This is a genomic window from Vibrio ostreae, from assembly GCF_019226825.1.
Taxonomy (GTDB): Bacteria; Pseudomonadota; Gammaproteobacteria; order Enterobacterales; family Vibrionaceae; genus Vibrio; species Vibrio ostreae.
This window is the reverse complement of the sequence record NZ_CP076642.1, coordinates 705,077-730,476: the sequence shown is the minus strand read 5'-3', so window position 1 is coordinate 730,476 and position 25,400 is coordinate 705,077. Positions and strand designations below refer to the sequence as shown.

General features: G+C 49.9%; 24 protein-coding genes and 2 pseudogenes. 15 read left to right on the top strand and 11 right to left on the bottom strand.

Features of this window, described 5'->3' with window-relative positions:
* Positions 1-47: 47 nt before the first annotated feature.
* From KNV97_RS03150 to KNV97_RS03105, 10 genes and pseudogenes are all read left to right on the top strand, one after another.
* Positions 48-1,277 (top strand): trans-sulfuration enzyme family protein, encoded by a 1,230-nt coding sequence (locus KNV97_RS03150; protein ID WP_218561500.1) that lies wholly within the window; start codon positions 48-50, stop codon positions 1,275-1,277.
* Positions 1,278-1,449: 172 nt separating this feature from the next.
* A pseudogene (locus KNV97_RS03145) lies at positions 1,450-2,260 on the top strand (transporter substrate-binding domain-containing protein).
* A 75-nt stretch (positions 2,261-2,335) separates the two neighbouring features.
* Entirely contained in the window at positions 2,336-3,280 is a 945-nt protein-coding gene (locus KNV97_RS03140) for an amino acid ABC transporter permease (protein WP_136484010.1), read from the top strand.
* The gene (locus KNV97_RS03135; protein WP_456119789.1) at positions 3,273-4,025 is read left to right on the top strand and encodes an amino acid ABC transporter ATP-binding protein; all 753 of its coding nucleotides are present in this window, start codon (positions 3,273-3,275) and stop codon (positions 4,023-4,025) included. The genes KNV97_RS03140 and KNV97_RS03135 overlap by 8 nt, the downstream gene beginning before the upstream one ends.
* Positions 4,026-4,482: 457 nt before the next feature.
* A pseudogene (locus tag KNV97_RS03130) lies at positions 4,483-5,656 on the top strand (serine hydrolase).
* Positions 5,657-5,873: 217 nt separating this feature from the next.
* Positions 5,874-6,221, top strand: coding sequence for a helix-turn-helix domain-containing protein (locus KNV97_RS03125; protein WP_136483879.1), 348 nt, complete (start codon positions 5,874-5,876; stop codon positions 6,219-6,221).
* A 536-nt stretch (positions 6,222-6,757) separates the two neighbouring features.
* Positions 6,758-6,958 carry a DUF1656 domain-containing protein gene (locus KNV97_RS03120; RefSeq protein WP_136483880.1) on the top strand — a complete coding sequence of 67 codons (201 nt, stop codon included), beginning with the start codon at positions 6,758-6,760 and terminating at the stop codon, positions 6,956-6,958.
* 8 nt (positions 6,959-6,966) lie between these two features.
* Positions 6,967-7,830: an efflux RND transporter periplasmic adaptor subunit gene (locus tag KNV97_RS03115; protein WP_168796973.1), complete on the top strand. Its 864-nt coding sequence runs from the start codon at positions 6,967-6,969 to the stop codon at positions 7,828-7,830.
* A gap of 5 nt (positions 7,831-7,835) precedes the next feature.
* Positions 7,836-9,902, top strand: coding sequence for an FUSC family protein (locus KNV97_RS03110; protein WP_136484013.1), 2,067 nt, complete (start codon positions 7,836-7,838; stop codon positions 9,900-9,902).
* Between the two features lie 456 nt (positions 9,903-10,358).
* A complete protein-coding gene (locus KNV97_RS03105) occupies positions 10,359-11,075 on the top strand; it encodes a carbonic anhydrase (protein WP_218561499.1) in 717 nt (238 codons plus the stop codon).
* Between the two features lie 753 nt (positions 11,076-11,828).
* Here the strand turns inward: KNV97_RS03105 and KNV97_RS03100 are convergent.
* From KNV97_RS03100 to KNV97_RS21870, 9 genes are all read right to left on the bottom strand, one after another.
* Positions 11,829-12,926 carry an NAD(P)H-dependent flavin oxidoreductase gene (locus tag KNV97_RS03100; protein ID WP_218561498.1) on the bottom strand — a complete coding sequence of 366 codons (1,098 nt, stop codon included), beginning with the start codon at positions 12,924-12,926 and terminating at the stop codon, positions 11,829-11,831.
* An 85-nt stretch (positions 12,927-13,011) separates the two neighbouring features.
* A complete protein-coding gene (locus KNV97_RS03095; RefSeq protein ID WP_136483883.1) occupies positions 13,012-13,626 on the bottom strand; it encodes an outer membrane beta-barrel protein in 615 nt (204 codons plus the stop codon).
* Between the two features lie 275 nt (positions 13,627-13,901).
* Entirely contained in the window at positions 13,902-14,267 is a 366-nt protein-coding gene (locus KNV97_RS03090) for a SpoIIAA family protein (protein ID WP_136483884.1), read from the bottom strand.
* A 130-nt stretch (positions 14,268-14,397) separates the two neighbouring features.
* Positions 14,398-15,030, bottom strand: a complete 633-nt coding sequence (locus tag KNV97_RS03085) for a response regulator (protein WP_136483885.1) — start codon at positions 15,028-15,030, stop codon at positions 14,398-14,400.
* Positions 15,030-16,415 carry a sensor histidine kinase gene (locus KNV97_RS03080; RefSeq protein ID WP_218561497.1) on the bottom strand — a complete coding sequence of 462 codons (1,386 nt, stop codon included), beginning with the start codon at positions 16,413-16,415 and terminating at the stop codon, positions 15,030-15,032. The genes KNV97_RS03085 and KNV97_RS03080 overlap by 1 nt, the downstream gene beginning before the upstream one ends.
* Positions 16,416-16,587: 172 nt before the next feature.
* Positions 16,588-18,147 (bottom strand): methyl-accepting chemotaxis protein, encoded by a 1,560-nt coding sequence (locus KNV97_RS03075; RefSeq protein WP_218561496.1) that lies wholly within the window; start codon positions 18,145-18,147, stop codon positions 16,588-16,590.
* A gap of 277 nt (positions 18,148-18,424) precedes the next feature.
* Positions 18,425-19,465, bottom strand: a complete 1,041-nt coding sequence (locus KNV97_RS22310) for a putative transporter (protein WP_256611319.1) — start codon at positions 19,463-19,465, stop codon at positions 18,425-18,427.
* Positions 19,462-20,082 carry an aspartate-alanine antiporter-like transporter gene (locus tag KNV97_RS22305; RefSeq protein WP_256611317.1) on the bottom strand — a complete coding sequence of 207 codons (621 nt, stop codon included), beginning with the start codon at positions 20,080-20,082 and terminating at the stop codon, positions 19,462-19,464. The genes KNV97_RS22310 and KNV97_RS22305 overlap by 4 nt, the downstream gene beginning before the upstream one ends.
* 558 nt (positions 20,083-20,640) lie before the next feature.
* Positions 20,641-20,775 carry a hypothetical protein gene (locus tag KNV97_RS21870; protein WP_256611315.1) on the bottom strand — a complete coding sequence of 45 codons (135 nt, stop codon included), beginning with the start codon at positions 20,773-20,775 and terminating at the stop codon, positions 20,641-20,643.
* Between the two features lie 186 nt (positions 20,776-20,961).
* Between KNV97_RS21870 and KNV97_RS21865 the strand changes: the two genes are divergently transcribed.
* From KNV97_RS21865 to KNV97_RS03055, 4 genes are all read left to right on the top strand, one after another.
* Positions 20,962-21,285, top strand: a complete 324-nt coding sequence (locus KNV97_RS21865) for a 2'-5' RNA ligase family protein (protein WP_322972657.1) — start codon at positions 20,962-20,964, stop codon at positions 21,283-21,285.
* Positions 21,185-21,508: a 2'-5' RNA ligase family protein gene (locus KNV97_RS21860; RefSeq protein WP_256611896.1), complete on the top strand. Its 324-nt coding sequence runs from the start codon at positions 21,185-21,187 to the stop codon at positions 21,506-21,508. Before KNV97_RS21865 ends, KNV97_RS21860 begins: the two co-directional genes overlap by 101 nt.
* Before the next feature lie 134 nt (positions 21,509-21,642).
* Positions 21,643-21,999 carry a hypothetical protein gene (locus KNV97_RS03060; protein WP_218561495.1) on the top strand — a complete coding sequence of 119 codons (357 nt, stop codon included), beginning with the start codon at positions 21,643-21,645 and terminating at the stop codon, positions 21,997-21,999.
* Positions 22,000-22,159: 160 nt separating this feature from the next.
* On the top strand, positions 22,160-22,738 hold the full coding sequence (locus KNV97_RS03055; protein WP_136483892.1) for a DUF1294 domain-containing protein: 579 nt from the start codon (positions 22,160-22,162) through the stop codon (positions 22,736-22,738).
* Here KNV97_RS03055 and KNV97_RS03050 read toward each other — a convergent pair.
* Positions 22,735-23,097 carry a DnaJ family domain-containing protein gene (locus KNV97_RS03050; protein ID WP_136483893.1) on the bottom strand — a complete coding sequence of 121 codons (363 nt, stop codon included), beginning with the start codon at positions 23,095-23,097 and terminating at the stop codon, positions 22,735-22,737. The genes KNV97_RS03055 and KNV97_RS03050 overlap by 4 nt on opposite strands.
* A gap of 303 nt (positions 23,098-23,400) precedes the next feature.
* On the opposite strand from KNV97_RS03050, the gene KNV97_RS03045 reads away from it, so the two are divergent.
* Positions 23,401-23,928 (top strand): DUF3750 domain-containing protein, encoded by a 528-nt coding sequence (locus KNV97_RS03045; RefSeq protein ID WP_136484014.1) that lies wholly within the window; start codon positions 23,401-23,403, stop codon positions 23,926-23,928.
* A 234-nt stretch (positions 23,929-24,162) separates the two neighbouring features.
* Here the strand turns inward: KNV97_RS03045 and KNV97_RS03040 are convergent, their stop codons facing one another.
* Positions 24,163-25,161, bottom strand: coding sequence for a branched-chain amino acid aminotransferase (locus KNV97_RS03040; RefSeq protein ID WP_136483894.1), 999 nt, complete (start codon positions 25,159-25,161; stop codon positions 24,163-24,165).
* Between the last annotated feature and the right edge of the window lie 239 nt (positions 25,162-25,400).

The window sequence follows — 25,400 nt, the reverse complement described above, 5'->3', positions numbered from 1 at the left end:
GGTGCTCAACCTCCTATTTAAACCCGTGTAAAAGGAAATGAGTAATTATGCACTATCATGATGCTGACCAGACTGAACCAGAGACCTATGCGCCGCAGACTCAGGCGTTGCATGCTATGTTGCAGGCCGACCCGGTTCATCAGGCGATCGCGCCCAGTATCGTCATGTCAGTCAATCACAGTTTCAGTCCGGAAAGTGGCGCATTTTCGGCCTGCGGACTGGATGACATTGCGGATGCGCCTTACCTGTATGCCGGATGGACCAATCCTACGGTGCGCCTTTTAGAGCAAAGGCTGGCAGTGCTGGAACACGCAGAAGAAGCCCTGGCTACCGCAACGGGTATGGCAGCCGCTTCCGGTCTGTTTCTCTCGGTACTCAAAGCAGGCGATCACCTGATAGTCAGTGATATGTGTTACGCCGCCGTGTATGAATTTGCCACTCAGGTGTTGCCTGGATTTGGGATTGAAGTGTCGGTAGTTAATACTGAATGCACTAATAATGTGCAACAGGCGCTTAAAAAGAACACCAAGTTAGTGCATATTGAGACCCCGAGTAATCCTTTGCTTCGCTTAACCGATATTGGCGCGCTGGCGCAGTGTCTGAAATCTCACGGAGTACGGCTCAGTGTCGATAGCACGTTTTCTACCCCGGTTGTGACCCGTCCACTGGATCTGGGAGCGGACTTTGTCATCCACTCGCTGACCAAATTCATCAATGGTCATGGCGATGTGCTGGGGGGCTGTATCCTGGGCAGTAAAGCGCTGTTGTCACCCATCAGAGCGATGGCAGGCGTTTATCTGGGCGCGACACTCTCGGCACAAAGTGCCTGGCTAATTATGCGCGGGATGGAGACGCTTTATCCGCGGATGAAAACCTTGTGTGACTCCGCGTTACAGATAGCTCAGTGGCTGGAAAGCCATCCGCGTGTAGCACGAGTTTTATACCCCGGATTGGCCTCACACCAGCAATTTAGTCTGGCGCAGCGTCAAATGGATCATTTTGGCGGCATTATTGCATTCCAGGTCGATGACATTGATTTGATCGAGCAGCGTTTTGCCCAGGAATCGGCGCTTTTTTATTATGCTTATTCTATTGGTCATCAGCGCAGCCTGGCTGTGGTAATGAGAACCGACGACTTAGATGCGTCAACTTACCGCTTTACGCCGCAACAAAAAGCCGATTTTTGTCGCGATGCCGGACAAGGCGTGGTGAGACTTTCGATTGGCCTGGAGGCCGCGGAAGATTTAATTCGGGACTTGCAGCGTTTACTCAGGTAGTGGTTGCATATTTATACCACGCTATTGGTTATAAATTCGAAAAGTTGGTGGAACTCGGCGATAAAATATCGCATTATCTGCAAGACGTTAATGTCAGTCACATTTGTGTCGTCAGACAGCGTTTTTGTCATAGGACGAACGACAAAATAACAAGATCTACATAAGGGATAATATGAAAAAGTTCATTAAATCTTCTGCAGCCGGGCTGCTTTTCGCTTGCTCTCTGTTAGGTGCCTCTCAGGCTTCTGCGGCGGAGTCTGCGCTGGAAAACATTTTAAATACAGGTGAACTTAAAGTCTGTTTCGATGCGGGTTACATGCCGTTCGAAATGAAAACCAAGGATGGTCGCTACATCGGTTTTGACATTGATATCGCGAAATATATGGCGCGTTCAATGGGGGGTGAAGTTTACGCCGGTCAACACGGCATGGGATGGCATCATTCCTGCGATGCAAACCGGTAAATGTGACATCATTATGGCGGGTATGACGGTAACAGCGGAACGTAACCTGAAAGTGAACTTTGCCACGCCATACATCGTTATCGGTCAGTCTGTGGTGTTGTCGCCAAAACTGGAAGGAAAAGTGACCAGCTACAAAGATCTGAACGATCCGAAATACACCATCGCTACTAAGCTGGGGACTACAGGTGCTGAAGCGGCGAAAAAATACGTACCAAACGCGAAGCTTGACCTGTATGACACGGAAGTGGATGCTGTGCTGCAGGTCGTTAACGGCAAAGCGGATGCCTTCGTTTATGACTTGCCTTACAACGCGATTTACAGCGCGCAAAACAAGGGCAAAGTGGTGCACCTCGAAAAACCGTTTACCTATGAGCCGCTGGGTTGGGCAATCCGTCAGGATGACCCGAACTTCCTTAACTTCCTGAACAACTACCTGCGCCAGATTCAGGGCGATGGTACTTATGATCGTATCTACGATAAGTGGTTCAAAAGTGACAGCTGGCTGAGTGACGTACAGTAAACGTCGTCACTTAAGTTGCCAAAGCCGGGCGGCCCGACTGCCCGGTTCATTCCAAGAATAAAGAGAATCTGAGTGATGCAGTCAAAATCCTCAAATTGGGTCGGACATCTGATTTATGGTCTGATCATGCTAATGCTGGTCAGCGCGGTGTATTTTTCCGGGCGCAGCATTAATTACAACTGGCACTGGGATCGTTTGTGGCCATACGTCATTAATACCGAAATGCAGGAGATCCGTGCAACCGGTGATGGCACAGCAAGCATCAAAGACGGCCAGCTAGTCATAGAATTCGATAACCAGGCTTCGCCGCAGGTTATCACAGACTACACTCAACTGATGGTGGGTGAAGGCGACCTTATCTTCCAGGGCGATACCGTTGCCAAACTCAACGAGTGGCAATTCGGCCCTATTGCGACCGGATTGTGGGTCACGATCGAAATTTCATTTATTTCATTGATATTCGCGGTCATTCTCGGGCTGATATTCGGCCTGATGCGGGTGTCCAAAAACCTTACGGTGCGCAATCTTGCCATTACTTACGTGGAATTAATCCGCGGCACGCCGTTACTGGTACAAATTTTTATTGTTTACTTCTTTATCGGCACGGTACTCGATTTTGAGCGCTTTACTGCCGGTGTGGTTGCGTTGTCGGTATTTACCGGAGCGTACGTTGCAGAGATCGTGCGTGCCGGTATTCAGGCCATCCCGAATGGACAGATGGAAGCGGCTCGTTCACTGGGCATGACTTATCCGAAAGCGATGCGTTATGTCATTTTGCCTCAGGCATTGAAGCGCACTCTGCCGCCACTTGCCGGTCAGTTTATCAACCTGATCAAAGATTCTTCACTGGTCTCAGTGATTTCCATCACCGACCTGACCAAGGCCGGACGTGAAGTGGTCAGCGGCAGTTTTGCGCCATTTGAAGTCTGGTTTACGGTAGCGGCACTTTACCTGGTGGTCACCGGGACCTTGTCGTGGGCTATCCAACGTTTAGAGAAGAGGTTATCGGCCAGTGACTAGTGAATACAACGGCGAAGATATGGTTTATGCCAGCGAAGTTGACAAATATTATCCGAACGGATGCCACGCACTTAAGTCAGTCTCCACCACGGTTAAACGGGGTGAAGTGGTCGCGATCATTGGTCCGTCCGGCTCTGGTAAATCGACCTTCTTACGCACGCTCAATCAGCTCGAAGAAATTTCTTCCGGCACCATCATAGTGGATGGGTTTGATATGTACGCGAAGTCGACCGATATCAACGTACTGCGGCAGAACGTCGGCATGGTGTTCCAGAGCTTCAACTTGTTTCCGCACATGACGGCATTACAGAACGTGATGTTAGCACCGCTTAAAGTGGCCAAGCGCCAGAACAGCGATGTTATGGTGGATGCCAAAAATCTGCTTAAGCGGGTGGGGTTGGAAGATCGCATGAACAACTACCCGTCTCATCTGTCCGGTGGTCAGCAGCAGCGTGTGGCGATTGCCCGTGCGTTAGCGATGAAGCCTGATCTGATGTTGTTCGATGAGCCGACATCGGCACTGGACCCGGAGATGGTGGGTGAAGTGCTGGATGTAATTAAAGGTCTGGCGAAAGAAGGCATGACCATGGTGATCGTAACCCACGAAATGGGCTTTGCCCGTGAAGTGGCGGATCGTGTCCTGTTTATGGAAGAGGGCAAACTGCTGGTGGACGACCAACCCAAAGCGGTGTTTGATGACCCTCAGCATCCGCGGCTTAAGCAGTTCCTGGCTAAGGTGCTGTGACGTTTTATGCGCCCTCACCCGACACTTTGGCGATCAGATTATAGTTTGTAACCATTTGCCGGGAAATAATCACAAACCGAGCCTCAACAGGCTCGGTTTTTTGTTATCCAAAGCACACTTTCTGTGCCATAGCCTGAATTTTAGCCCGCTTTGGCGCATGATTTCTCTCAGTTTCAGGTGGATTGTAACGATCATTTACAGCTGCGTAAGTCTAAGTAAAGAACACAGCCTTACCGGGTGACTCGGGTACAATAACCACCGTAATGCCCGGCCCTGATGGCCTTACGTCGCGCTGCTTTTTACAGGCGTAACGGATCATCGTATTGGCGCAAACATTTCTGATTGTGATGCGAGTCGTCATGTTGTCAGCACCACAATCAAAAGCCCGATAGCCTGATTATCAGGTGGCTGGCAGTACTACAACGTTAATCAATATTAATGGTTTTGGATGCGGGTTATGAAAACAACTGGATGGATGGTCGCCATTTCTGCGACCGGTATGAGCTTATTTTCTGCATGGGCGTCGGCCGAGCCGATCGTGATTCCGAATCCGCCGCAATTGTCTGCCAAAGGGTATGTGCTGATGGATTATCACACCGGGCAAGTCCTGGTTGAGCACAATGGCAATGAAAAAAATGAATCCGGCTAGTTTGACTAAGCTGATGACGTCTTATGTCGCTGGTCAGGAGATGAAAAGCGGCAAAATTTCCGCCAGTGATAATGTCACCATCAGCGAACATGCCTGGGCCAAAAACTTCCCCGATTCTTCCAAAATGTTTATTGAGGTAGGGACCAGTGTCAACATGATGGATCTCTACCGCGGCTTAATTGTCCAGTCCGGCAACGATGCCAGCGTCGCGATTGCCGAACATGTGGCAGGGTCGGAAAGTGGCTTTGTCGATTTGATGAATTCATGGGCGCAGCGCCTCGGGTTGAACAATACCGCCTTTACTAACCCGCACGGACTGGACAGCGATGGCCTCTACACCACGCCGTATGATATTGCCAAGCTTGCTCAGGCGATTATCCGTGATTTGCCGGATATCTATCCACTGTATAGCGAAACGTCTTTTACCTACAACGGTATCACGCAGTATAACCGCAATGGTCTGTTGCATGACCGCAGTATGAATGTGGATGGGATGAAAACCGGTTATACCAGTGGCGCTGGTTACAGTCTGGTGACTTCAGCCACCAATGGTAACATGCGCCTTATCTCTGCGGTCATGGGTTCAGGCAGCCAGAAAGGACGTGAGTCGGACAGCAAACAGTTGTTGAGTTATGGCTTTCGTTTTTTTGAAACCGTGGCTCCCCATCAGCAAGGTGAAGCCCTCGAACAGGCACCTATCTGGATGGGAGAGAAAAGCACTGTGGCGGTCGGTGTGCCGCAAACCACATATATTACGGTCATGAAAGGGGAGCTGGCGCAGCTCAGCGGCCTGATTGAAATGGATAAAGAGTTAGAGGCACCAATAGAACAAGGTCAGGTTGTGGGTAAAGTGGTCTATCAGGTGGATGGCCGCAGTGTAGGAGAATCACCTTTGGTCGCACTTGAAAGCGTGCAAAAAGGCAGTTGGTTCAGCCAGGCGATGGACTGGATTAAGCGCTTGTTTGCCAGTCTGTTCTCCTGATTCTCTCAACTGGAATGACTGTGTTCTCAATGCCCGCGATTTGCGGGCGTTACTTTTTGCGGCGTTACTTTGGTGACAGAGAGCTGACATTGAGGGCGATTTGGCTCGCAAACAGAGGCTCGCGGGGCAAACTCTGGACAGAAACTCACTTTCGATTGACATTGTGATTAACTGTTTTTGTCATTTTTATCGCATTGAGTTCAAGCGAGGAAATACGATGGAATTTGGCCCAGAAGATCGTCATGCACTGTACGATATTTGGATGTCCCAAAAAGCAAAAATGCATTTAACCCAGATGGAAATGGCAAAACGGCTGGGTGTCAGTCAGGTGGAATTTTCTAACCTATTACGCGGTAACGCTCCGCTGACCATGTCCTTTGTGACCACCTTCTGCCAGCATTTGCATGTCGAGCCTTACAATGTGCTGCCGACATTAAAAAGTAAGTTTACCTCCGGTGAGCATTTAGTGCGTTTGCAAAATCGCATTACTGTCGACGGTGAAATTCAACGCGTTCAGGTTGATGGCAACCAGGTCATTATCGAATATACCCATCTGTCTCACTAGTCGAGCCGTCTTAGGCCTGTATCACACGTGAGTCGTCACTTCACAACGGATTAAGCAATCCCGCATCAGCCGGATATCCGCTCGTTGTTTGAGCGGGCGATATCCTTTCCTTACAGGCCTTATTCTGACGCTCTGCGGAATCATTTATTCTTTAAAGTTAATAGTCTGCGTCCTGACAGGTGCTTGATGGCTGGCGGCCAAATAGGCACAATGGTGTAATTAGTCACAATTCATTAAGAAGTAACAACTCATTAAGAAGTAACAATTCATTAAGAATAAGCTGTCTTCGTCTGTTTATCCCATTTCGTTCTCTCTTTTTGATGCTGGCACTAAACGGTGGTTACCTGGCGGGATCGCCGATCCAGCAGCCTGCGCTGTCATTGAGTTCTTCAGAATTACGAAAGCGATGGTTGATTGTAACTGAGACCTGCTTATTCAGCCGGTGTGATCTGCCTGCCGGCGGAGTGTCACCAATTCGGCATATTGTCCTGACTTGGGTATATACTATTAATCTAACCTACTGAGATGATTTCGTTATGTTTGAAGAATTAGCGCTGGGAGGCTTGCTGTTCAGCCCGTTGGTGATGTTTGCACCTATGGCCTTTGCGCTCTCCTGTGTGTCCAGGCTAGTGCTGCACAAGACGGGCGTGTATCAGAAACTGTGGAAAGTAGCTTGGTTTGAGGTCGGGCTGTTTGTCTGTTATCTGGCGATTATTATTCATTTTTTCGGGAGTTAATGTTGAATATGGGAAAAGTATTGCGTATTTGTCTCACTCTGGCGGTGGTTATCATTGCCGTGATTGCCGGTCACTGGGTATGGGATCATTATCTCTACTCACCCTGGACCCGTGATGGCCGAATCCGCGCCCAAGTGATCACCATAGCTCCGGACGTGTCTGGCTGGGTTGATACCCTCAATGTGCAGGATAACCAGCAGGTATCAAAAGGGGAACTCATCTTTAGTGTCGATCCCACCCGCTATGCGGCCAAGATCAAAGAGCTGGAAGCGGAAGTAGAAAACAAACAATACGCGCTCGATCTGGAACGTCACCGCTATGTTCGTCGACAGCAATTGACGGGTAAAAACCTAATCAGCGAAGAGACCGTCGAAAGCGCTCGTATTAATACCGAACTGGCAAAAGCAAGCCTGGATATTGCCAAAGCACAGCTCAATACCGCGCAAATTAACCTCGACCGTACCCAGATTCATGCCCCGGCAGATGGCACGCTGATTAACCTTAATTTACGTGAAGGTAACTACGTCAGTCAGGGGAGTTCGGTCCTGTCGCTGGTGAAAAAAGACTCTTTTTACGTCACCGGGTATTTTGAAGAAACCAAACTGCCGATGATTAAAGTCGGCCAGTCGGCCAAAATCACCCTGATGAGTGGTGGTAAACCGTTAACCGGCAAGGTGGTCAGCATTGGTAAAGCCATCGCGGATACCAATACCAGCAGTAATGGTCAGTTATTGCCTCAGGTGCAGCAAACCTTTAACTGGGTTCGTCTTGCACAGCGTATTCCGGTCGATATCAAGCTCGATCCGCTGGATGAAAATGTCAATATCAGTGCCGGTATGACGGTCTCGATCTATCTGCAAGAGGCTGAGTGAACGTCATGGGTGTGCTGCTTAACACCTTACTGATGCCGAACAAACAGTCGGTGATATTTGCGATAAAAGGGGTGGTCGCGATGGCGCTCTCCCTCTATATCGCCATGTTTCTTAATCTTGATCGCCCATACTGGGCGCTGGTCTCTGCGGTGTTTCTGCAGATCCGCCCGGAAAGTGGTCTGGTGATTGAAAAGGGTATCTGCCAGATTGTCGGTACTCTGGTCGGGGGGATTGTCGGGATCACGATCCTGCAATGGTTTATGCCTTATCCGGAACTGGCGATCGGTTGTCTGGCGCTGTGGCTGGGAATCAACTCAGGCATGGGCGCGATGGTACGTCGTACCAACTTCATATATCTGTTTGCGATGGCAGGTATCACGGCATGTCTGATTGTGTTGCTGGTGATGGTGTCTCCGGCCACCGCCAGCAGCCAGACCATCTTTGCAGTCGCCCAGGCCCGGGTCAGTGAAATTATTGTGGGTGCGATTTGTGCCGCCCTGGTCAGTAAACTGGTCTTTCCGATGCAGGTTAAAGACGGGCTGCGTGCCCACGCCCGTCATGTGATTAACCAGACCCTGAGTTACCTGAACCTGGAGCTGGATCCGAACGGTTCTCACGATGGCCGCCATCAGCATGTCGATACCATACTGGAGTCGATTGCTGCCATGAGTGATGACCAGAGCGCGGTCGTCTACGAGGGCCCGGATGGGCCGGGTCAAAGCCGCGCTGCCAGCCAGATATCCAATAAAACCCTGTCTCTACTGGCGATGATTCAGATTTTCGGCCGCTTGCAACGTAACCATCCTGATTTGATCGGCGAATATCTGGCAGAAATGCTTGCTGACATGCGTGACTCTTTCAAACGTATGGAAGAAACCAACGACTACAACGAATGTTACAAACAGGCGCAATCTTTGCGCCGCCGCCAGTTGGTGTACAGTAATCAGGCATGTGATTTGACGCCGCTGCAATCAAGGCTGATGAAAGTTTCGCTCGAACTCAGCGCCGATTTGGTGATGATCCTGAAAGGTTATAATGCGCTTATCAGTGCTGTTCCTGTGCGACTCAACGCGCCAACCCAGAAAAGCTACAAGGATCCACTGGTGGGGCTGGTGACTGGCGGTCGAACCATGCTGGTGTTTCTGGTCGGGGCTGGCTTGTGGATTGGCACGGGCTCGACAGCGGTGCTGATGATGATGATCCTGCCGGTTATTTTCTCGATTATGCTGGCACGTCTGCCAATGACGATTCTGATGATCGTTCTGCAGCGTCTGTTAGTCGGGGTCATGATTGCCGTGCCGGTCGCGGTGTTTTACGGCCTTAATCTGTTGGCTCAAAGTAGCGGAGATTATGAAATTCTGGTCATGGTGCTGGCCGGCCCGTATTTCTTTGGCCTGATGGCATTGGCCAACCGGGCGACCATGCCATATGGCCTGGGCTTTTGTATTCCGTTCACGATTTTGATCAGCCCGAGTAATGATATGAGCCGGGCTTTCTCAGTCGATTACACCCTGAGTAACTCGCTGTCGATTTTTGTCGGGGTGACGGTGTTGTACTGGATGTTCAAAATGATCACCGGACCTGGACTACAGCTTATGCAATACCGCCTGCTGCGTGCCACCAAGCAGGATCTGAGTGAGATCATGAATCATCCTTCACCTGAACACTGGTTCAATGCCCGCATGGGCGATCGCTTGTTACGGATTGCGACGTACGATAAAAGTATGGCGGCCCGCACTCGTGATATTACCGAGCTGGCTTTGACCGGTCTTAACCTTGGGCACGTGTCGGTACGTCTGCGGCGTATGGTGGGCAGCGTGGTGGATGAGAATCTGCAGCAAGGTCTGGAGAACTGGCAGAATGCGTTAGCTGAGGCCTTTATGCAGTGCTCAAAAGGGCAGTTCTCCTCGCAATTTAACAAGGCGTGTAATGACTTGCTGACGCAATTACGTTTTTATCCTCTGTTGCCGGGTCAATACGAAATTGTGGAAGGGATGTGCGAACGTCTGACCATGACGTTTGAGCGCCTGACGCAAACCATTGCCGATAATCAGACCCATATCAGCGATTAAGGAAAAATTTGGCTTAAGCTATCCCTTCTGCTTAAGTGATCGTCTGACTGCTTAAACCCGCTCAGTTTCTTTTACCGGAAACGGAGCGGGTTTTTCGTTGGTAGCAGCCAAGAAACTGTGTGTCGCACATGACGAGATTTAGCTTCCAGTTTTACTGGCCACACTCATATTAGCAGTGAGATGTGTGCGATAGTCCTTCCAACTCTCCGCTTCAATCTTATATTTCATCATTCACACAGGATAAAAAGGGTTTTACTGTCTGACGAAATTGACAACCCGTTGTTTTAAATCAAATCCGATACCGGCAGCTGTTGATAACTTACTGCGCATCGATGGATTACCAGTAGGGAATCGTTGTAACCGATAGCTCGCTGTTTATCATTGGGTTGATTGCAACGTGTTGACAACTTACAACGTATTTAACGCCTCAGGGCAACAGAAAACCAAGGAGATACAATGAACAAGCTTTTGCTGGCAATGTCTGTGTGTGCTTTTTACAGTGCCGGAGCGGCGGCATCGGAATGGGGATATGAGGGGAGTCATGGCCCGGCGCATTGGGGCGGTGTTTCACAGACCTGTGCGAAGGGACAAAATCAAAGTCCGGTCGATATTGAAGGCGCCTTACCCGCTAATCTTTCCGCACTCAATGTCAGTTATCAGGGGCAGGTAACCGCTCTGACTAACAATGGTCACACCTTGCAAGCGACGGTAGAAGGTAATAATCAGCTGCAAGTTGATGGTAAAACATTCACCCTCAAGCAGTTTCATTTCCATACTCCGTCGGAAAACCTGATTAAGGCCTATCAATACCCGCTGGAAGCGCATTTTGTGAATGCCGATGAGCAGGGAAGTCTGGCCGTGGTCGCGGTTATGTTCGATATGGGTTCAGAGAATCCTGCTCTCAAGCAATTGACCGAGTCTCTGCCTGATAAGGGGCACACGGTCGATCTGGCTCATCCGTTTGCCGTCGACACGCTGCTGCCGGAGACCAATCATTACTACCGTTTCAACGGTTCTCTCACGACACCACCCTGCAGTGAAGGTGTGCGTTGGTTTGTTATGCAGCAGCCCAAAGCATTGTCGGAGCAACAACGGGCGGTCCTGACCGGTATGATGGGCAAAAACAATCGTCCGATTCAACCGCGTAATGCGCGAATTTTCGTCAGCAACTAACTCCAAACTTACTTATCTCGCGATATTTTTCAGGGTTGAAGAGAAAATTGTTCAACCCTGATATATTTGAGTGATGTTATTTATTGATATGCATTGAATGAAATATAGGTTTACTATTTATAATGATTTATTTTGCTATGGTTCAAATTTAAACATTATTTAAATAAAAATCCACTCTGAATAAATTCATTCAGAGTGGTGATTAATATAAATCAGAGTTAGCTTTTATTTGGGTTAATAAACCAATACCCTATAAATTGAAAATCGCAAATGATGTTAACATCACCCGTGTCTGCATTAATTTATAACCTTGTGTTTACTTTATCGCTTTATTTTTGCAAAAACAAATGAATCTCATCAGTAAAAATGAAATGATAAATTTCATATTTATCGATATGCCTGTTGTTTGAAGGCGGTTAGGGGACGGCGTGTGAAATTTTTGTCTGAGAAATTAACTGATTATGGAGAGAGTTTCCTGCCAAGTTTAAATTTCTTTGCGGTTTTAATCTTACGTATATTTAATACACCTGAATCGCTATTTTAGTGCGCGTTAACGATCATTCTCAGCAGTGTTTGAATTTAGGTCATGATAGCGCATATCAGCCAGCGCTATTGACGAAGAAATTAGGTTGATTTCTGTGCAAGTTTGATCTTGATGATAACGGTTTGATATTCAGTAACGTCAAAGACTAAGGATACAATAGTGACTCTTTTTCACGTTTGTGTCTGGTGATGAAAATGGTGAGAACTAATTCAGATTGAGTAAGGGTAGGGCTCATCATGCAGGTACTGACAATCGATCATTCCGCTTTCACACGCCAGCAGCAGGGTCAGCTCCGCTGCAGAAATTTCAACGCAGCCGGATGGGTTTTGCCCGCACCATAGTGGAGAAAAGTCATCAAGGCCCTGGCTTTCCGCCAGTTTACGCAAGGCAGTGACTTCGCTGGCGGCATACGGGAAATCAGCGACCGAATCGCTGAGGTAACCTTGCTCGCTCATTAACCGATTGACGATGCCGCGTGCCGGACGACCGGAAAACAGGTTGGTCAGGGCCGTATGTTGCGAGCGCTCACTTTTAATCGCAGCACGATGCAACGACGATGTTTTTGCCTCTGTACACAGCAGGTAAGCCGTGCCGAGTTGAACGGCGCTGGCTCCCAGCATCAGTGCCGCCTGAATACCACGGCTGTCAGCGATGCCACCGGCAGCAATGACGGGTACCCGCACTTGCTGAGCGATTTGTGGCACCAGTGCGGTAGTACTGATTTGGGTGCTGGTGTCTTGACTGAGGAACATACCGCGATGTCCTCCGGCTTCGACGCCCTGAGCAATAATGGCATCAACACCGCGAGCTTCAAGCCAGTGTGCTTCCTGTAAGGTGGTCGCGGAGGCGAGAATTGTACAGTCCCAATGCTGGATTCGTTTGAGCAGATCCGGCTCCGGCAGCCCGAAATGAAAACTCAGTACCCGGGGGTGAAACGGCTCGATGGCATCGGCGATATCGTGGCTGAACGGCATCCGGCTGGCCCCATTCTCTGCCGCCGGTAACTCGGCGTTCAGTTGCTGAAAATAAGGGCTCAGTGTGGTTTGCCAGCGTTGTTGCTTTTCAGGATCGAAGGCAGGCATGGAGTGGCAGAAAAAGTTGAGATTAAACGGTTTATCCGTTGAACGTTGAATGAGTTTAATTTCCTCCACCATGCCGTCTGCACTCAGCATTGCGCAGGGCAGGGAGCCCAGGCCCCCGGCCTGACACACCGCGATGGCCAGTTCGCTGTCTTGCACACCAGCCATCGGCGCTTGAATAATGGGCAGTTCGCACCCCAACAGCTCGTCAATGTTTCCTGTGTACATACGATCTCCTGAACAATAGCGGCCTGCGAAGATTTTAGATTTTGGTAAAAATAGATGTTGATCGCCGGCAGGCCTGCTCTTTAGATTAAAACTGGTAACCTATACCAATGTAGCCAGTCGACACTGTGATATCTATGTCTTCTACATCTTGTGCTTGAGCGATACGGTATCCGGCATGCAGACTCATGTTGTTGCGAAACGCGACGCCGATCTCCGCACCATACTGGAAGCCGCCCTTAGACGCTGACGCGGAAGCTCCGGTTGATGTGTTTTCTAGTTCAAAGTCAAGATGCCCTATGCCGCCAATCAGACTAACATAAGCATCTACTTGCTTGTAATGCTTAATGAAACGAGGCTTGATGTTAAAAAAAACTGCATCGCCGTCTGCATCAACTAAATCAGCATATTGTACTGTGCCGAAATGGCGGTACTCAATTTCTACGCCCAATTTTACATCGCGATGGGTGTTAAATTCGTATCCGGCGGCGAGGTTGTATCCAAAATCGCCAAAGTCACCGTTTTCTTTGATTTTGCCGTTACCACTTTCCAATTCAGCATCGTTAAAAAATGCCAAGTCTGCGTTTATGTAGACATGGCCGATATCCTGTTTTTTGTCAGTATTGTTATCTTCTTGTGCAAATGCCGCAGCATTGAGACCAAAGATTGTAATTACAGGAAGTAACCAACTGCTTAATTTCATTATTGCCTCTTTATAATATTTTTAGCTCAAATTGCATGAATAGACAGGCTTCTACCTTAGCATAACTGCAATGAATTGATATGTAACTGCTTGTTTTAAAGATGATATGGATAACAAAAATTATCGTCAATGGTGATGCTTGGCAGGAAAGTTAAAAGAATGACGGGAGAGTGGAAGAATGACAGAGGAGTGAAAGATGGGGCAAAAGAAGCGGATTAGCCGCAGCGGCCGGGGTAGCCCGGCCCTTCGTCGAACGGCTGCTTCGCCAGAACTGATCAGCTGTTTAGCCAGGCTTCAGCCTGCGCTTTTTCGCTGCGGTCAAACGCCTTGATTTCGATATGGGGCATCAGTTTCCCCTCTAGTTCACTGGCGGTTTTGATCCACTGTTTATCGGACAGAATCGCGGCCTTATTGAAACGTCGCATTAGGGCAATTAATTCAGGCATCTGTTTCAGTTCAACCCAGATGGCATCCAGTGTTGGCAGATGATAATCGATGACATCGTACAGCATCACGCCATTTTGCATGCCTTCCCCCTGGGTCAGCAGTTGATCCAAAGCGAAAGTCATGCCTTCTTTATCAAGAGTACCGCTGATTTGAATATCGAGGCGGTTTTCTCCATGACGGTTAACGGAAAACATAGGTCACCCCCTTTCTGGCTTGAAACAAGCTCCATTTAAAGAATAGGGCTTAGGGTTTCACCTTGCCAATAAGGGCAAGGTGAACTTGTGCGACTTACGCTGTCCGCGCCGCGTTACACGTGATCACGATTCACAGCAGCAAGCTGGCGTATATTTGCTGGCCCTGTGCGGTCAGAGAATAGACCCGCTTTTCTTCTTTAACCACCAGGCCGCTGTTGACCAGTTGGCGTAAGTGAAAGTTAAATTTGGTATGATCTTCGACCCCCACCATGCGACACAAATCCATAAATTTGACTTTGCGGTGTAATTTGAGCTGTTTCACCACGGTGCGTCGAATCGGATTGGAGAGGGCGCTGAAGATCTGGTCATGATGACGTTCTTCAATCTGGGCTTTCGGGCTGCGCTCAGCATGGACCCGTTTCAGAGTTACCGACAAGGTGGCCAGATTAAACGGCTTGGTGAGAAACTCATCCGCGCCTTTTTTCATGGCATCAACGGCCAGATCGACGGTGGCAAAAGCGGTGGTGATGACAATGCCGATGTTAGGTTGCAGGCGGCGTAGTGTTGTCAGCGCATCAATACCTGTCATGCCACCCATCACGACATCAAACAGAGCCAGTTCGAACGGCTGCCTGGCCGCGGCATCCAGGGCATCTTCAGCATTATCAAAAGCAGTCACTTCAAACGATTCCAGTGCCAAAGCTTCAAGCAGGACTTCACGCAGTTGCGGATCGTCTTCTGCCAGTAACAGTTTTAAAGTCATCAAATACTCCTCGGAATGCGAACTTCCACCGTCAGGCCGTTATCGTGGTTATAGAGCAGTAGTTCGCCGTTGTGTTGCATAATGATTTGTTTGCATAGCGCCAGGCCCATACCGGTTCCTTCACCTTTGGGTTTAGTGGTAAAAAACGGTTGGGTCGCCTTATGTAACAGGGCATCCGGCATTCCACTCCCACAGTCAGTGAAGGTGACGATGGCGTATTGTTGATTCTGAATAGCCCGGATACGCAATACCTTGGTGTCATGACTGGCATCAACGCTGTTACCAATCAGGTTGCTGAACACTTCTTCCAGCAAGCCGGCATCACCGGAAATGCCCAACTGATGGTCAACGTCAACCTGCACATCGAACTCTTCCAGCCGGTATTGATTGAGCGTTAAAGCTTGCTCAATGACCTGTGACAGGTTGACGGGCTGACGCTGAATCGGTCTGTGATGTGCATAGTTGAGTACCTCCTGGCTGATTTCTGCAGCGCGGTTTAAGCCAAAGCGGATACGGTCAATCTGGCGCTTGTGATTGGCATTATCTATCAGTTGGCGCTCAAGTAAATCACAGCTCATCATGGCACTGCTAAGCGGCGTTTTGATCTCGTGGGCAATCGCCGAGGTCAGTTCGCCAAGCTCGCGCAATTTGGCATCCTGCAGAGACAATTGCAGGTTTGACTGCAACTGCTGGTCGTGCTCACGGTCAAAAACACGCAGTGTATGCCAGAGGCTGAGCATCACGGCATAAGCACAGACCAGACGCAGAAGATGTACCCACAAAGGTTCAGTGTCCTCTCCGAGCAGGCTGGCGCAAAGCGCGTAGCTGATCAGTGATAATCCTAGTGCCTGAAACGGTAGCGGTGAGCCGTAGCCGTTGCCAGCGATACGATGTGCATAAGAAAAAAGCGTGTAGCCAGCTAGAATGCTGAATCCGACGCCCAAGGTCCAATAAAGATAGTTACTGGCATAGTGCACAAACACCGGATAGCTGAATTGGCTGTATATCCAGCACAGGTGGCTGAGTAAAATGATTGTCAGCAGCCCGATAACACGTTTAATCCGGCGTAGCAGAGACGCTTTCCAGCGTGTCAGTTCCAGCATGCGCCAGGCAAAGTAAGCCAAGGGCATAAATGAGAGCGCCAATTTGAGCACTAGGAATGTTTCCAACTGCCGGGTCAAAGCGAATTCATGCTGATAGAGATCGAAATAGAGTTCAGACCACAGATGCGCAGCATGAACAAGCCCGAACAGGGCGAAAATCGGCAGTACTTTGGCAATCAGAATTTGGCTGTTGTTGAGGTTACGCGAGAAAATAGCGAAAGCGATGGCAAAAAAAGCCAGTCCGGAAAGAAGATAAAGTTTGAAAATGATAAGCAGGTCCATGTCGGGAGTCTAATTAACCTGGTCAACACTATCAATTGGCAAACTTGCTCAAAACCTCACAGTTAGATTGCAGTAATCGCAGGTGTGGCACGCTTTCACCGCGGTGGAAATGAAAAATTCGCCCCGCCGATCAAAGCAGACGGGCCGAATGAGGTCTCAAGGTCAGGCCGGATTACTGTGGTGGTGCATAACCAAGGCGCATTCCGCCCCAGTGACGGCCGTTAACGTAAACGGGTACCGAGATATCGTGCATCACTTCTCCGGTGTCGCGTTTATAAGTTTGCAGTAACATGGTCTGCTGATGCTGGCCGCATCGCATGCCGACCCGGTCCGAAAAGATACGCTTGGTGCGGTTGCCAACCATATCCTGCTGCGGGTTGCCGGTCAGTGGCTGACAGAACTGATTATTGTGAGTCGGGACGTAACCATGGTCGTCGGTCGCAATGGCATAAACCATCTCTGGACGCTGAGTCAGAACCGGCTCCTGCATGGAAGGAAGGACCGAGTCACAATACTGATCAAATGCGGTCTGATATTTGGCCGGCTGGGTGTTGCCAACGGGTTGATACTGACGGTCAAACAGCGCCTGCTGCGATATCACGCCACTGGCGATGTCCTGTTCGAATTTTTTACCCACCGCCGTTGCCAGCGTCGAGGCCAGTTCATAGAAAGGCCGGTGCATGGATTGCGGATAGTGTTCGACCAGGACCGCGTTACTGTGCTCGGCAAGTTGCATTAAATGTTCTGCTTCGGTCTGTAGTTCGAGCAGTTCGTGATCACTGGCCGATAATTCCTGCTGACTATGGGTTATGGAACGGGCGATCTGACGCAGGCTCTGTTCATTAGTGGCTACGTCGTCACTGATGGCACTCATCTGTTGTTCTACCTGTTGCGACTGGCTGGCGATCGTTTCCAGGCGTTGGCTGACACTTTCCACTCGTGCGACACCTTGTGTCACATTGGTAGACAACTCACCAATCGATGCGGTCACCTGACGCGTCTGAGCGAAAATTTGCCCGACAATCGTCGAAACTTCTTCGGTGCTGCGGGCGGTGCGTTCTGCCAGATTACGCACTTCATCGGCAACCACAGCAAAACCGCGCCCACTTTCCCCGGCCCGTGCCGCTTCAATTGCGGCGTTGAGAGCCAGCAGGTTGGTTTGAGCGGCAATACTTTCAATCACCTCGACCACGGTTTCGATACGTTCAACCTGAGATTCCAGGGTCTTGATTTGATCGACCGATGCGTCTGTCTGATGACTGAGCTGCTGCATACTTTGCACCGCTTGATCCAGCTCTGCTCGCCCTTCTTCACTGGTCGCCCGCATCACTTGAGTGGCCTGTAGCGCTGAGCTGGTGTGCGATGCGCTGACTGCCAGCGTGTCGGTAATCGCTTCTGAGCTGTCAGAAATCCGCTCGATTGATGTAACCTGACGCGATGTCTGTTGTTTTACCGTATCAAGTGCATACGACACTTTCGCAGCACTGACGGCATTTTTGTTCAGTTCAGCACCGATCTGAGCAGCGATCAGGGCATTGTCGTCGCTGGCGTATGAGTCGGTTTGCCCGTCTGTATGCTGGCTGCGCATTTGCCAGGGAGCGAGTAACAGTGGGATAGCAGCGCTGAGAAAAATGAAGCCGCCACTTTCGATGCCGAGCCGCCAGCCACCCGCCAGAGTGAGCGCCGCACCCAGTGTGGTTGCCAAGGCTAAACGTTGTTGAGTCGATAACATACTTCGTCCTAATCATTATTATTGTGTTTCGTTTGTTGGACTATAACGTGATTAGTGTGCCGGAGCGGTGAGCTTGTGCCGTCTTTCACTAAAGTATGATGGTGAGCTTGACTGAAATATGCTGACAATGCGGCGCTGTTAGCACTCTTGCTAGGCAAGTTTGCTGAGTGAGTTCACAAGCGCCTGAGTGAGAAAATGAGTCATGCGGCGGGGCCAATACCGCGGTATTGGCCGACCTGACACCGGGACAAAGAGTCACAGGCTCTACAAAATCGAGTCACAGGCTCCACAAAATCAAGGCCAGAATTTGTGGTGAGAGGATGCGTAGACACATAACGAGAGGATAAACTGTGGCATAGGCCAACGCCGAAGCACCGCTCTCTTCATGGATCGCATTGGCAAAGGCCAGTGCTGGTGGATCGGTCATCGAACCGGCCAGCATGCCGCAGATGGTCAGGTAATTCAACTGACCGAACAAACGGGCCACAATGCCAACAGTCAGTAATGGGATTGCGGTGATCATCATGCCATAACCCATCCAGCTCAGGCCGTCACCCTCCACCAGCGTGGCGACAAAATTGCCGCCGGATTTGAGTCCGACTACGGCCAGAAACAGCACAATACCGATTTCGCGCAGCGCCAGGTTGGCGCTGGGTGGCATAAACCAGTACAGCTTACCAATGCTGCCAATGCGGGCCAGAATCAAGGCAACGATCAGCGGGCCACCCGCCAAACCGAGTTTTATCGCGGCGGGAAAGCCGGGCAGATAAAACGGAATAGAGCCAAGCAGCACGCCAAGACCAATGCCGACAAACACTGGCAGTATCTGCACCTGTTGCAGTTTTTGGTGAGCATTACCGACAATACCGCTCACCGCTTCAATGGCGTCCTGACGGCCGACCAGATTAAGAATGTCACCGAATTGCAGTGTCGACTGACTGGTCGGCACCAGCTCAATCCCGGCGCGGTTAAGACGAGAGACCACCACATCGTATTTCTGTTTTAGATCGAGATCGCGCAGTTTCTTACCCAGTACGATCTCATTGGTCACCACCAGACGTTGGACCCGCAATTCTGTGCCTCGGGTCGACAGGGATGCATCGACTTCTTCGCCGATCACCAGCCGGGCTTTATCGAGCGCCTTTTTATCGCCGACCAAGTGCAGCAGATCGTCGACTTCGACTCTCGATTCTGGTTTAGGGACATGCAGAGTATCGCCCCGTTTGAGGCGCGAACACACAATGTCGCCTTCACTCAGGGCCGGAATGTCTTGGAGGAATAAGCCATTCAGGTTGGGGTTACGCACCGCCACGTTCATGGTGTGCAGGCTCTCTTTTTATGCCCGTTGTGCGTCTCGAACTCCTGAGCTTCGTGATTAATATTGACGCGAAACATCATTCTTAGCAGCCACATGGTCAGCAAAATACCGCAGATACCAAACGGATAAGCGATAGCGTAGCCCATCCCGGTCAGGTCAAGCAGGCTGCGTTGTTCACCCAGTTCGGTCAGAATCTGCTGGCCGGCACCCAGCGAAGGGGTATTGGTGACGGCACCGGAAAAGACGCCGAGTATCACCGGCAGAGGGACATCAAACAGATAGTACAGACCAACCGTCACAGTGCAGCCGAGCAGCACAATCAGCACGGCAAAGCCATTCAGCTTGAGGCCGGAACTGCGCAGCGAAGAAAAGAAGCCCGGCCCTACCTGAATGCCTATGGTGTAAACAAATAGGATCAGGCCGAATTCCTGGATAAAGTGCAGGGTCTCATAGTTGAGCGTGACGCCCCACACCCCGGTATAGTGACCAACCAGAATACCGCCAAACAGTACTCCGCCAATCCCAAGACCAACGCCGTAGATCCGCCAGTTCCCAATCCATAAGACCAGCACTGCCACCAGCGCCAGAATGCTGATAGAAAGCGCAATATCACTCATAGTGAAGCTCCTGATTTCATTTAAAATCGCGGGAGGGCAAATCACCATGAACGGCGGACAGAGGCAGGCTTTCGCACAGTACTGTGTGCGGCGCCCGTATAGACGGCACCGTATTACAGCGGTTACACCGGTAACAACTGCAACCATAACAGTGTTCAGGTCTGCGGCTGAAGGGTTCAAATACTGCCAGCGATTTCCAGCAGAAGAGTATTCTGTGCCAACCTGCAATCTGAGTCTCGGTTATGTTGTCCCGGTATCAGGTCATGACAGTTTTGGTATTGCCCTTAACTGATACTGAGTATGAATGTATTACGGGGGCAAAGTTAACCGGGTTGATGCAAAATTGTGCGCCTGGGCAAAAATAAATTCTACGTGATAACTAACTGTTAAATATAAGTAAATGGTGTTAACTGGCTGGCGTGATTGATGCTGGTTGGCTGTCTTCATGCCCAGCACAGGTAGCGCAGAAAATATGTGCCCAGGTTGTACTTTTGACACAAATTACCTCGCCAAAAGTGCAACCTGAAGATGAGTATTGCGCACCTTTAGCGTTCTGGCTTAGTCGAGCTGGCCGCTGGCGTGTTGCAGCAAACGCATGATCAGTTCGGTATGATGCAGTGACAGCCCCTGCGATTGTAACGCTTTGAGATGTTCATCCCGGGCAACAAACACAACCGGATGTCCGGCCTTCATCAGGCGAGTGCGTAATAACAGCCGATGCCACCGGCACCGGTCATGGCAAATTGGACCTTATTCTCTCCTTGAAACTTGGTCTCTTTTAAAGATGATGTTTATCAGGTTAAATCATTTGCATATCAGAACCAGAGCTGTATGCCATGATGAGGTATGCTTATATCGATCATCTGAAGGAGAACGGCGATGTCCGACAACACACGATGCTTCTTTGCGCTGACTTTCGATACGAAGGCGCAGGAGATGCTGCAACGCAGCCGCGATACACTGAAAAGAAACGCTGCACACGGCAGTTTTACCCACGATGGCAATTTTCACCTCACGCTGGAATTTATCGGCGCAGTCAGCGATGCCGATTTAGCACAGTTGGGGGGTATTACTGACTCAGTTGGAGAGCGAACCACCCCATTTGCTACACAGTCGTCAACTGGGTCATTTCGATATCAAAGGCGGGCGGCTGATCTGGCTGGGTGTAAAGCCGGACGACAGGTTAATGGCGTTGCAGGCTGAGCTGCGCGGGTTACTTGCATTAAATGGCTTTACACCGGAAAACCGGCGCTATCGCCCTCATATCACACTGGGGCGTCGTGTCGAGCTGTATCAGTCGATGGATGCGCTGGGTATGCCGGACACGGATTTGTCAGTGCATTCTGTGGCTTTGATGGAAAGTGCTCATGTAAACGGAAAACTGCGCTATCAGCCACGGTATGAAAGGCTGGTGGCTCAAAGTTAACGCATGCGGCGGTTGCATGATGGAGAATGGACTACAATTGAGGAGATCTTGGCGGCGACTTTATTCGATCACGATGCGGTTGAACATTGAGTTCGTCAGCAAAGCAAACCTCATAACAAGAAGCGAGAACGGCAATGAAAAATGTAACCTCAGTCATGCTGCTTGGATTGGTGCTGGGATTTTCCGCCAGTGCGATGGCCAATCATCATAAGCAGGGTGAAAACATGATGTCTGACAGTGCGAAGCAGAATAGTCAGGGCATGATGATGTCGGATCAAGAAATGGATCAAATGCACAAAGATATGATGGGCATGTCCGAAGAAGAGCGTGCGCAGTATAAAATGAAGCTGCAGGACTGCGAAAAATCAGGCCGCAGTGCTAAAGAGTGTGAAGCTAAACTGGAACGTCATATGGATCGTGATGACAACAAAGATAAAATGATGGATCAGGATAAGATGATGAAACAGGATAAAAAGAGTAAAACCTATTAAACCTCAGTCATCCCTTAGCGCCAGAAAGGCGAACACGGTTGTTCGCCTTTTTTAATGCCTGTTTTGCGCGGATTTACGTCAAACTGACTTAGCGCTTGTCTCTAACGCTCAGATATCAGTTAAACTCAGGCAAAACAACAGGCTGGGAAATTCCAATCATATGCAGGGTAAAATCAGCGAGTGGTATGACGATAAAGGCTATGGTTTTATTGTGACGCCGGAGCGCAAACGCAAAATCTTTGTCCATGTATCGGAGCTGAGAAAAAAGGGCTTACGGCCCAAAGTGAATGCCAAAGTCTGCTTTGAGCTTGGGCGTGACAGCCAGGGGCGTATCAATGCGGTGAATGTTAACATGCAAGGGGCCGCCAGCCTTCCGCTAGCGGTGGTATTCGGCTGTGCGTTTGTAGTGTTTGTCAGTGGTACTACCCTGCTGATGGGCGGCGCGGTGGTCTTTATCCCGCTCTATCTGCTGCTCAGCCTGGTTACCTACCTGGTGTATGCCAGGGATAAAAATGCGGCGCTGCAGGGCACCTGGCGCATACCGGAAAAAACCTTGCACCTTTTAGCGTTGGCAGGCGGCTGGCCCGGAGCGCTGTGGGCACAAAATCAGTTGCGGCATAAATCGCAAAAGCAACCGTTTAAGGCTATTCTCTGGCTGACCATCGTTTTGAATATCGCGGCCTTCAGCTGGACGTTGTCTCAGCCAGGCCACGCCTTGATTCAGCATTGGTTACCTTAATGCTCTCCGGTTTGTAAGGAGCGTAAGTAGCGGTGCAAGAAGCGGGTGTCCACACCTTGCATCCGCATTCGTAGTTCTAATTGGCGCAGTTTATGTTCTGCATCACAGCGCTGCGGTGATCCTTCCGCGCAACGGGCCATTAGATCACATAACGACATTGCCTGATTACGCTCAGCAAGCTCCGGCGGAATATAACCGGCATTCTTCAACACCCGATAGCCCATACGCAGTTGCTCGGGCACCATGCTGTCATCATCTAACTGCAATGGTTCACCTTTGCCGGGTAAATCATCCATGTTGCCGTTATCAAACGCCGCCTGAATGCGCTGTTCTGCGATTTTGTCGACCAGTGTACTCATCAGTTTCTCCTGTTTGAGTGATCAGCTTACTCACTCAAGGCCGTATATCAATAGGGGGATAGCCTGTGGCCTGCTGCATAACTGACCCTGGTGGTGAATGAAATACCATGCAACATTTTTGTTGTTTATTGATGATTTTAATCAGGACTCCGGGTTTGATAGGGTAAAAGGGCGAAGGTAAAGAAAGCGTTAAGATAACCAGAGGCTACAATAACGAGAGTGCTTCAGATCAACGAGAGAGCTTCAGAACAATAAGTGATGGCAGAGGGGATGAGCATGAGGAAGAAGCTGGGTTTTAACCGTATGGTGCAGATTTTATTGGTGTCAGTCGCGGCGATGCTCAGTGGTTGTACTCAGAGCGACTGGCGTTCTGCCAGCCGTGAACCGGCAGGCATCGCCCCTGATCCGCAGAATGACAAACAGGCGGTGATTGAGTTTTACGCCGCTGATGCGTTCAGTTGGCGCGGCTGGTTTGCCGTGCATACCTGGATGGCGCTCAAACCGCAGGATGCTGAAGAATATACCGTGTACGAGGTGGTTGGTTGGCGGGTTGACCGCGGTCAGCCGGCACTCTATCAGTACCAGACGGTAACGCCTGACCGTTACTGGTACGGAGCAAAACCTGAAAAAGTACTGTCGATTCAGGGCGAAAAAGCTGAGCAGTTGATCCCGAAAGTACAGAAAGTGGTAGGCTTGTATCCGTGGGCCAATGAATACACCCTGTTTCCGGGACCAAACAGCAACACTTTCCCGGCCTGGGTCGGTAAGCAAGTGCCGGAACTGGGGCTGAAAATGCCGTTTCGTGCCATCGGCAGCGGCTACGCAGATTAACCCTTAATATCAAGCTTGCCTAAGCAAACGTATATTGGCTAAACAAGGTAAGAGTGATCAAGCAAACCAAGCTTAGCCAAATAGGCAAAAATTGCGCAAAACAAAAAGCCCGCTATGACAGCGGGCTTTTGAGCTTTCGTGGTTGGCGTATGACGGCTGTCAGGTCAGTCACTTTAAACGAACGACTGATTTAAGTGATGGACCTGTCCGGCAAACGACACGGCTAACCCGACACTAAGCGATTTTAGTCAGCCAGTTGTGGGTATCTGGCGCTTTACCCCACTGAATATCATTCAGTGTCTGGCGCAGTTTCTGTGCGATAGGGCCAATCTCGCCGCTGCCGACTTTGTAATCTTTACCGTTGTGGATCAGAGTGCCGACAGAGGTCAGAACTGCAGCCGTACCAGACAGCATGGCTTCCACTCCTGGTTTAGCAGCGCGCTCCAGCAACTCTTCAACAGAGACTTCTCGTTCAGTGACCGTCATGCCCAGATCTTTAGCAATGGTCAGGATGCTTGAACGGGTTACGCCGTGCAGGAAGGTTGAGTCCAGTGCTTTGGTGATGATCTCGTTACCGTCAACCAGCAGGAAGTTTGCCGCGCCAGTTTCAGTGATGTAACCGTTTGGACAAAACAGAACCTGGTCGGCCTGATATTTTTGTTTTGCTTCCAGAGTTGGAGCCAGAGCACTGGCATAGTTACCGCCGCTCTTGATCATACCCATGTGTGGTGCGCAGCGCTGACCTTCTTCGTCCAGCAGCAGACGCAGAGCGTGTGCGCCGCCAGCGAAGTAATCACCTACTGGCGACAACAGGATATACATCATTGAAGAGACGGAAGCTGCCGCCGCCTTACCAATAGCAGGCTCTGTACCAATGTGCGTTGGACGAATGTACATAGAGCCTGGTGGTTGTGGAACGTCAGAAGCGAATTCTGCAACGATATCAGTGATCATCTGCGAGACTTGCGCCTTGTCCAGCTCAGGTAGAGATAGCAACTTGCTGCTTTGTGAGAAACGCTCAACGTTCTGATCCATACGGAAAACATGCACACTGCCGTCTTCGTGACGGAATGCTTTCAGGCCTTCAAAACAAGTACTTGAGTAGTGCAGTACGTGTGCGCCCGGATGCAGTGAGATGCTGTCTGATGAAACGATCTGAGCGTCAGTCCATTGATTATTTTCGTATGTTGCTAAAGCCATTTTAGGCATGAACACGCTACCAAAAGCCGCCATTATTATGATTTCCTAATTACTGTATTTATTTGATGAAGTGTTAGATTAAGTTTGGGCAGGCGAGAGATTAGTCGTCCAAGACTTAATATCAAAATACTAAAACAGATTCCGTCAGTAAGAAAGTAAAAGTCACAGATTCGGGCGTTCTGTGTGCCAGTCCCTTTAATCGCAGGGCTGTGCTTACCGGGCAGAGGGGAGGAAAGACGTCAATTCACCGCTTTTGGCTATATGTTATCAGG

Bases quoted from the DNA above. Each gene is read 5' to 3' on its own strand.
- KNV97_RS03120 (WP_136483880.1), top strand. From the start codon at position 6,758: ATGTTTGAAGAATTAGCGCTGGGAGGCTTGCTGTTCAGCCCGTTGGTG.
- KNV97_RS22305 (WP_256611317.1), bottom strand. From the start codon at position 20,082: ATGAGTGATATTGCGCTTTCTATCAGCATTCTGGCGCTGGTGGCAGTG.
- KNV97_RS03080 (WP_218561497.1), bottom strand. From the start codon at position 16,415: ATGGACCTGCTTATCATTTTCAAACTTTATCTTCTTTCCGGACTGGCT.
- KNV97_RS03115 (WP_168796973.1), top strand. From the start codon at position 6,967: ATGGGAAAAGTATTGCGTATTTGTCTCACTCTGGCGGTGGTTATCATT.
- KNV97_RS03040 (WP_136483894.1), bottom strand. From the start codon at position 25,161: ATGGCGGCTTTTGGTAGCGTGTTCATGCCTAAAATGGCTTTAGCAACA.
- KNV97_RS21865 (WP_322972657.1), top strand. From the start codon at position 20,962: ATGTCCGACAACACACGATGCTTCTTTGCGCTGACTTTCGATACGAAG.
- KNV97_RS03050 (WP_136483893.1), bottom strand. From the start codon at position 23,097: ATGAGTACACTGGTCGACAAAATCGCAGAACAGCGCATTCAGGCGGCG.
- KNV97_RS03060 (WP_218561495.1), top strand. From the start codon at position 21,643: ATGAAAAATGTAACCTCAGTCATGCTGCTTGGATTGGTGCTGGGATTT.
- KNV97_RS03105 (WP_218561499.1), top strand. From the start codon at position 10,359: ATGAACAAGCTTTTGCTGGCAATGTCTGTGTGTGCTTTTTACAGTGCC.
- KNV97_RS03125 (WP_136483879.1), top strand. From the start codon at position 5,874: ATGGAATTTGGCCCAGAAGATCGTCATGCACTGTACGATATTTGGATG.
- KNV97_RS03100 (WP_218561498.1), bottom strand. From the start codon at position 12,926: ATGTACACAGGAAACATTGACGAGCTGTTGGGGTGCGAACTGCCCATT.
- KNV97_RS03095 (WP_136483883.1), bottom strand. From the start codon at position 13,626: ATGAAATTAAGCAGTTGGTTACTTCCTGTAATTACAATCTTTGGTCTC.
- KNV97_RS03110 (WP_136484013.1), top strand. From the start codon at position 7,836: ATGGGTGTGCTGCTTAACACCTTACTGATGCCGAACAAACAGTCGGTG.
- KNV97_RS03055 (WP_136483892.1), top strand. From the start codon at position 22,160: ATGCAGGGTAAAATCAGCGAGTGGTATGACGATAAAGGCTATGGTTTT.
- KNV97_RS03140 (WP_136484010.1), top strand. From the start codon at position 2,336: ATGCAGTCAAAATCCTCAAATTGGGTCGGACATCTGATTTATGGTCTG.
- KNV97_RS03150 (WP_218561500.1), top strand. From the start codon at position 48: ATGCACTATCATGATGCTGACCAGACTGAACCAGAGACCTATGCGCCG.
- KNV97_RS21870 (WP_256611315.1), bottom strand. From the start codon at position 20,775: ATGAAGGCCGGACATCCGGTTGTGTTTGTTGCCCGGGATGAACATCTC.
- KNV97_RS03075 (WP_218561496.1), bottom strand. From the start codon at position 18,147: ATGTTATCGACTCAACAACGTTTAGCCTTGGCAACCACACTGGGTGCG.
- KNV97_RS03085 (WP_136483885.1), bottom strand. From the start codon at position 15,030: ATGACTTTAAAACTGTTACTGGCAGAAGACGATCCGCAACTGCGTGAA.
- KNV97_RS03090 (WP_136483884.1), bottom strand. From the start codon at position 14,267: ATGTTTTCCGTTAACCGTCATGGAGAAAACCGCCTCGATATTCAAATC.
- KNV97_RS03045 (WP_136484014.1), top strand. From the start codon at position 23,401: ATGGTGCAGATTTTATTGGTGTCAGTCGCGGCGATGCTCAGTGGTTGT.
- KNV97_RS22310 (WP_256611319.1), bottom strand. From the start codon at position 19,465: ATGAACGTGGCGGTGCGTAACCCCAACCTGAATGGCTTATTCCTCCAA.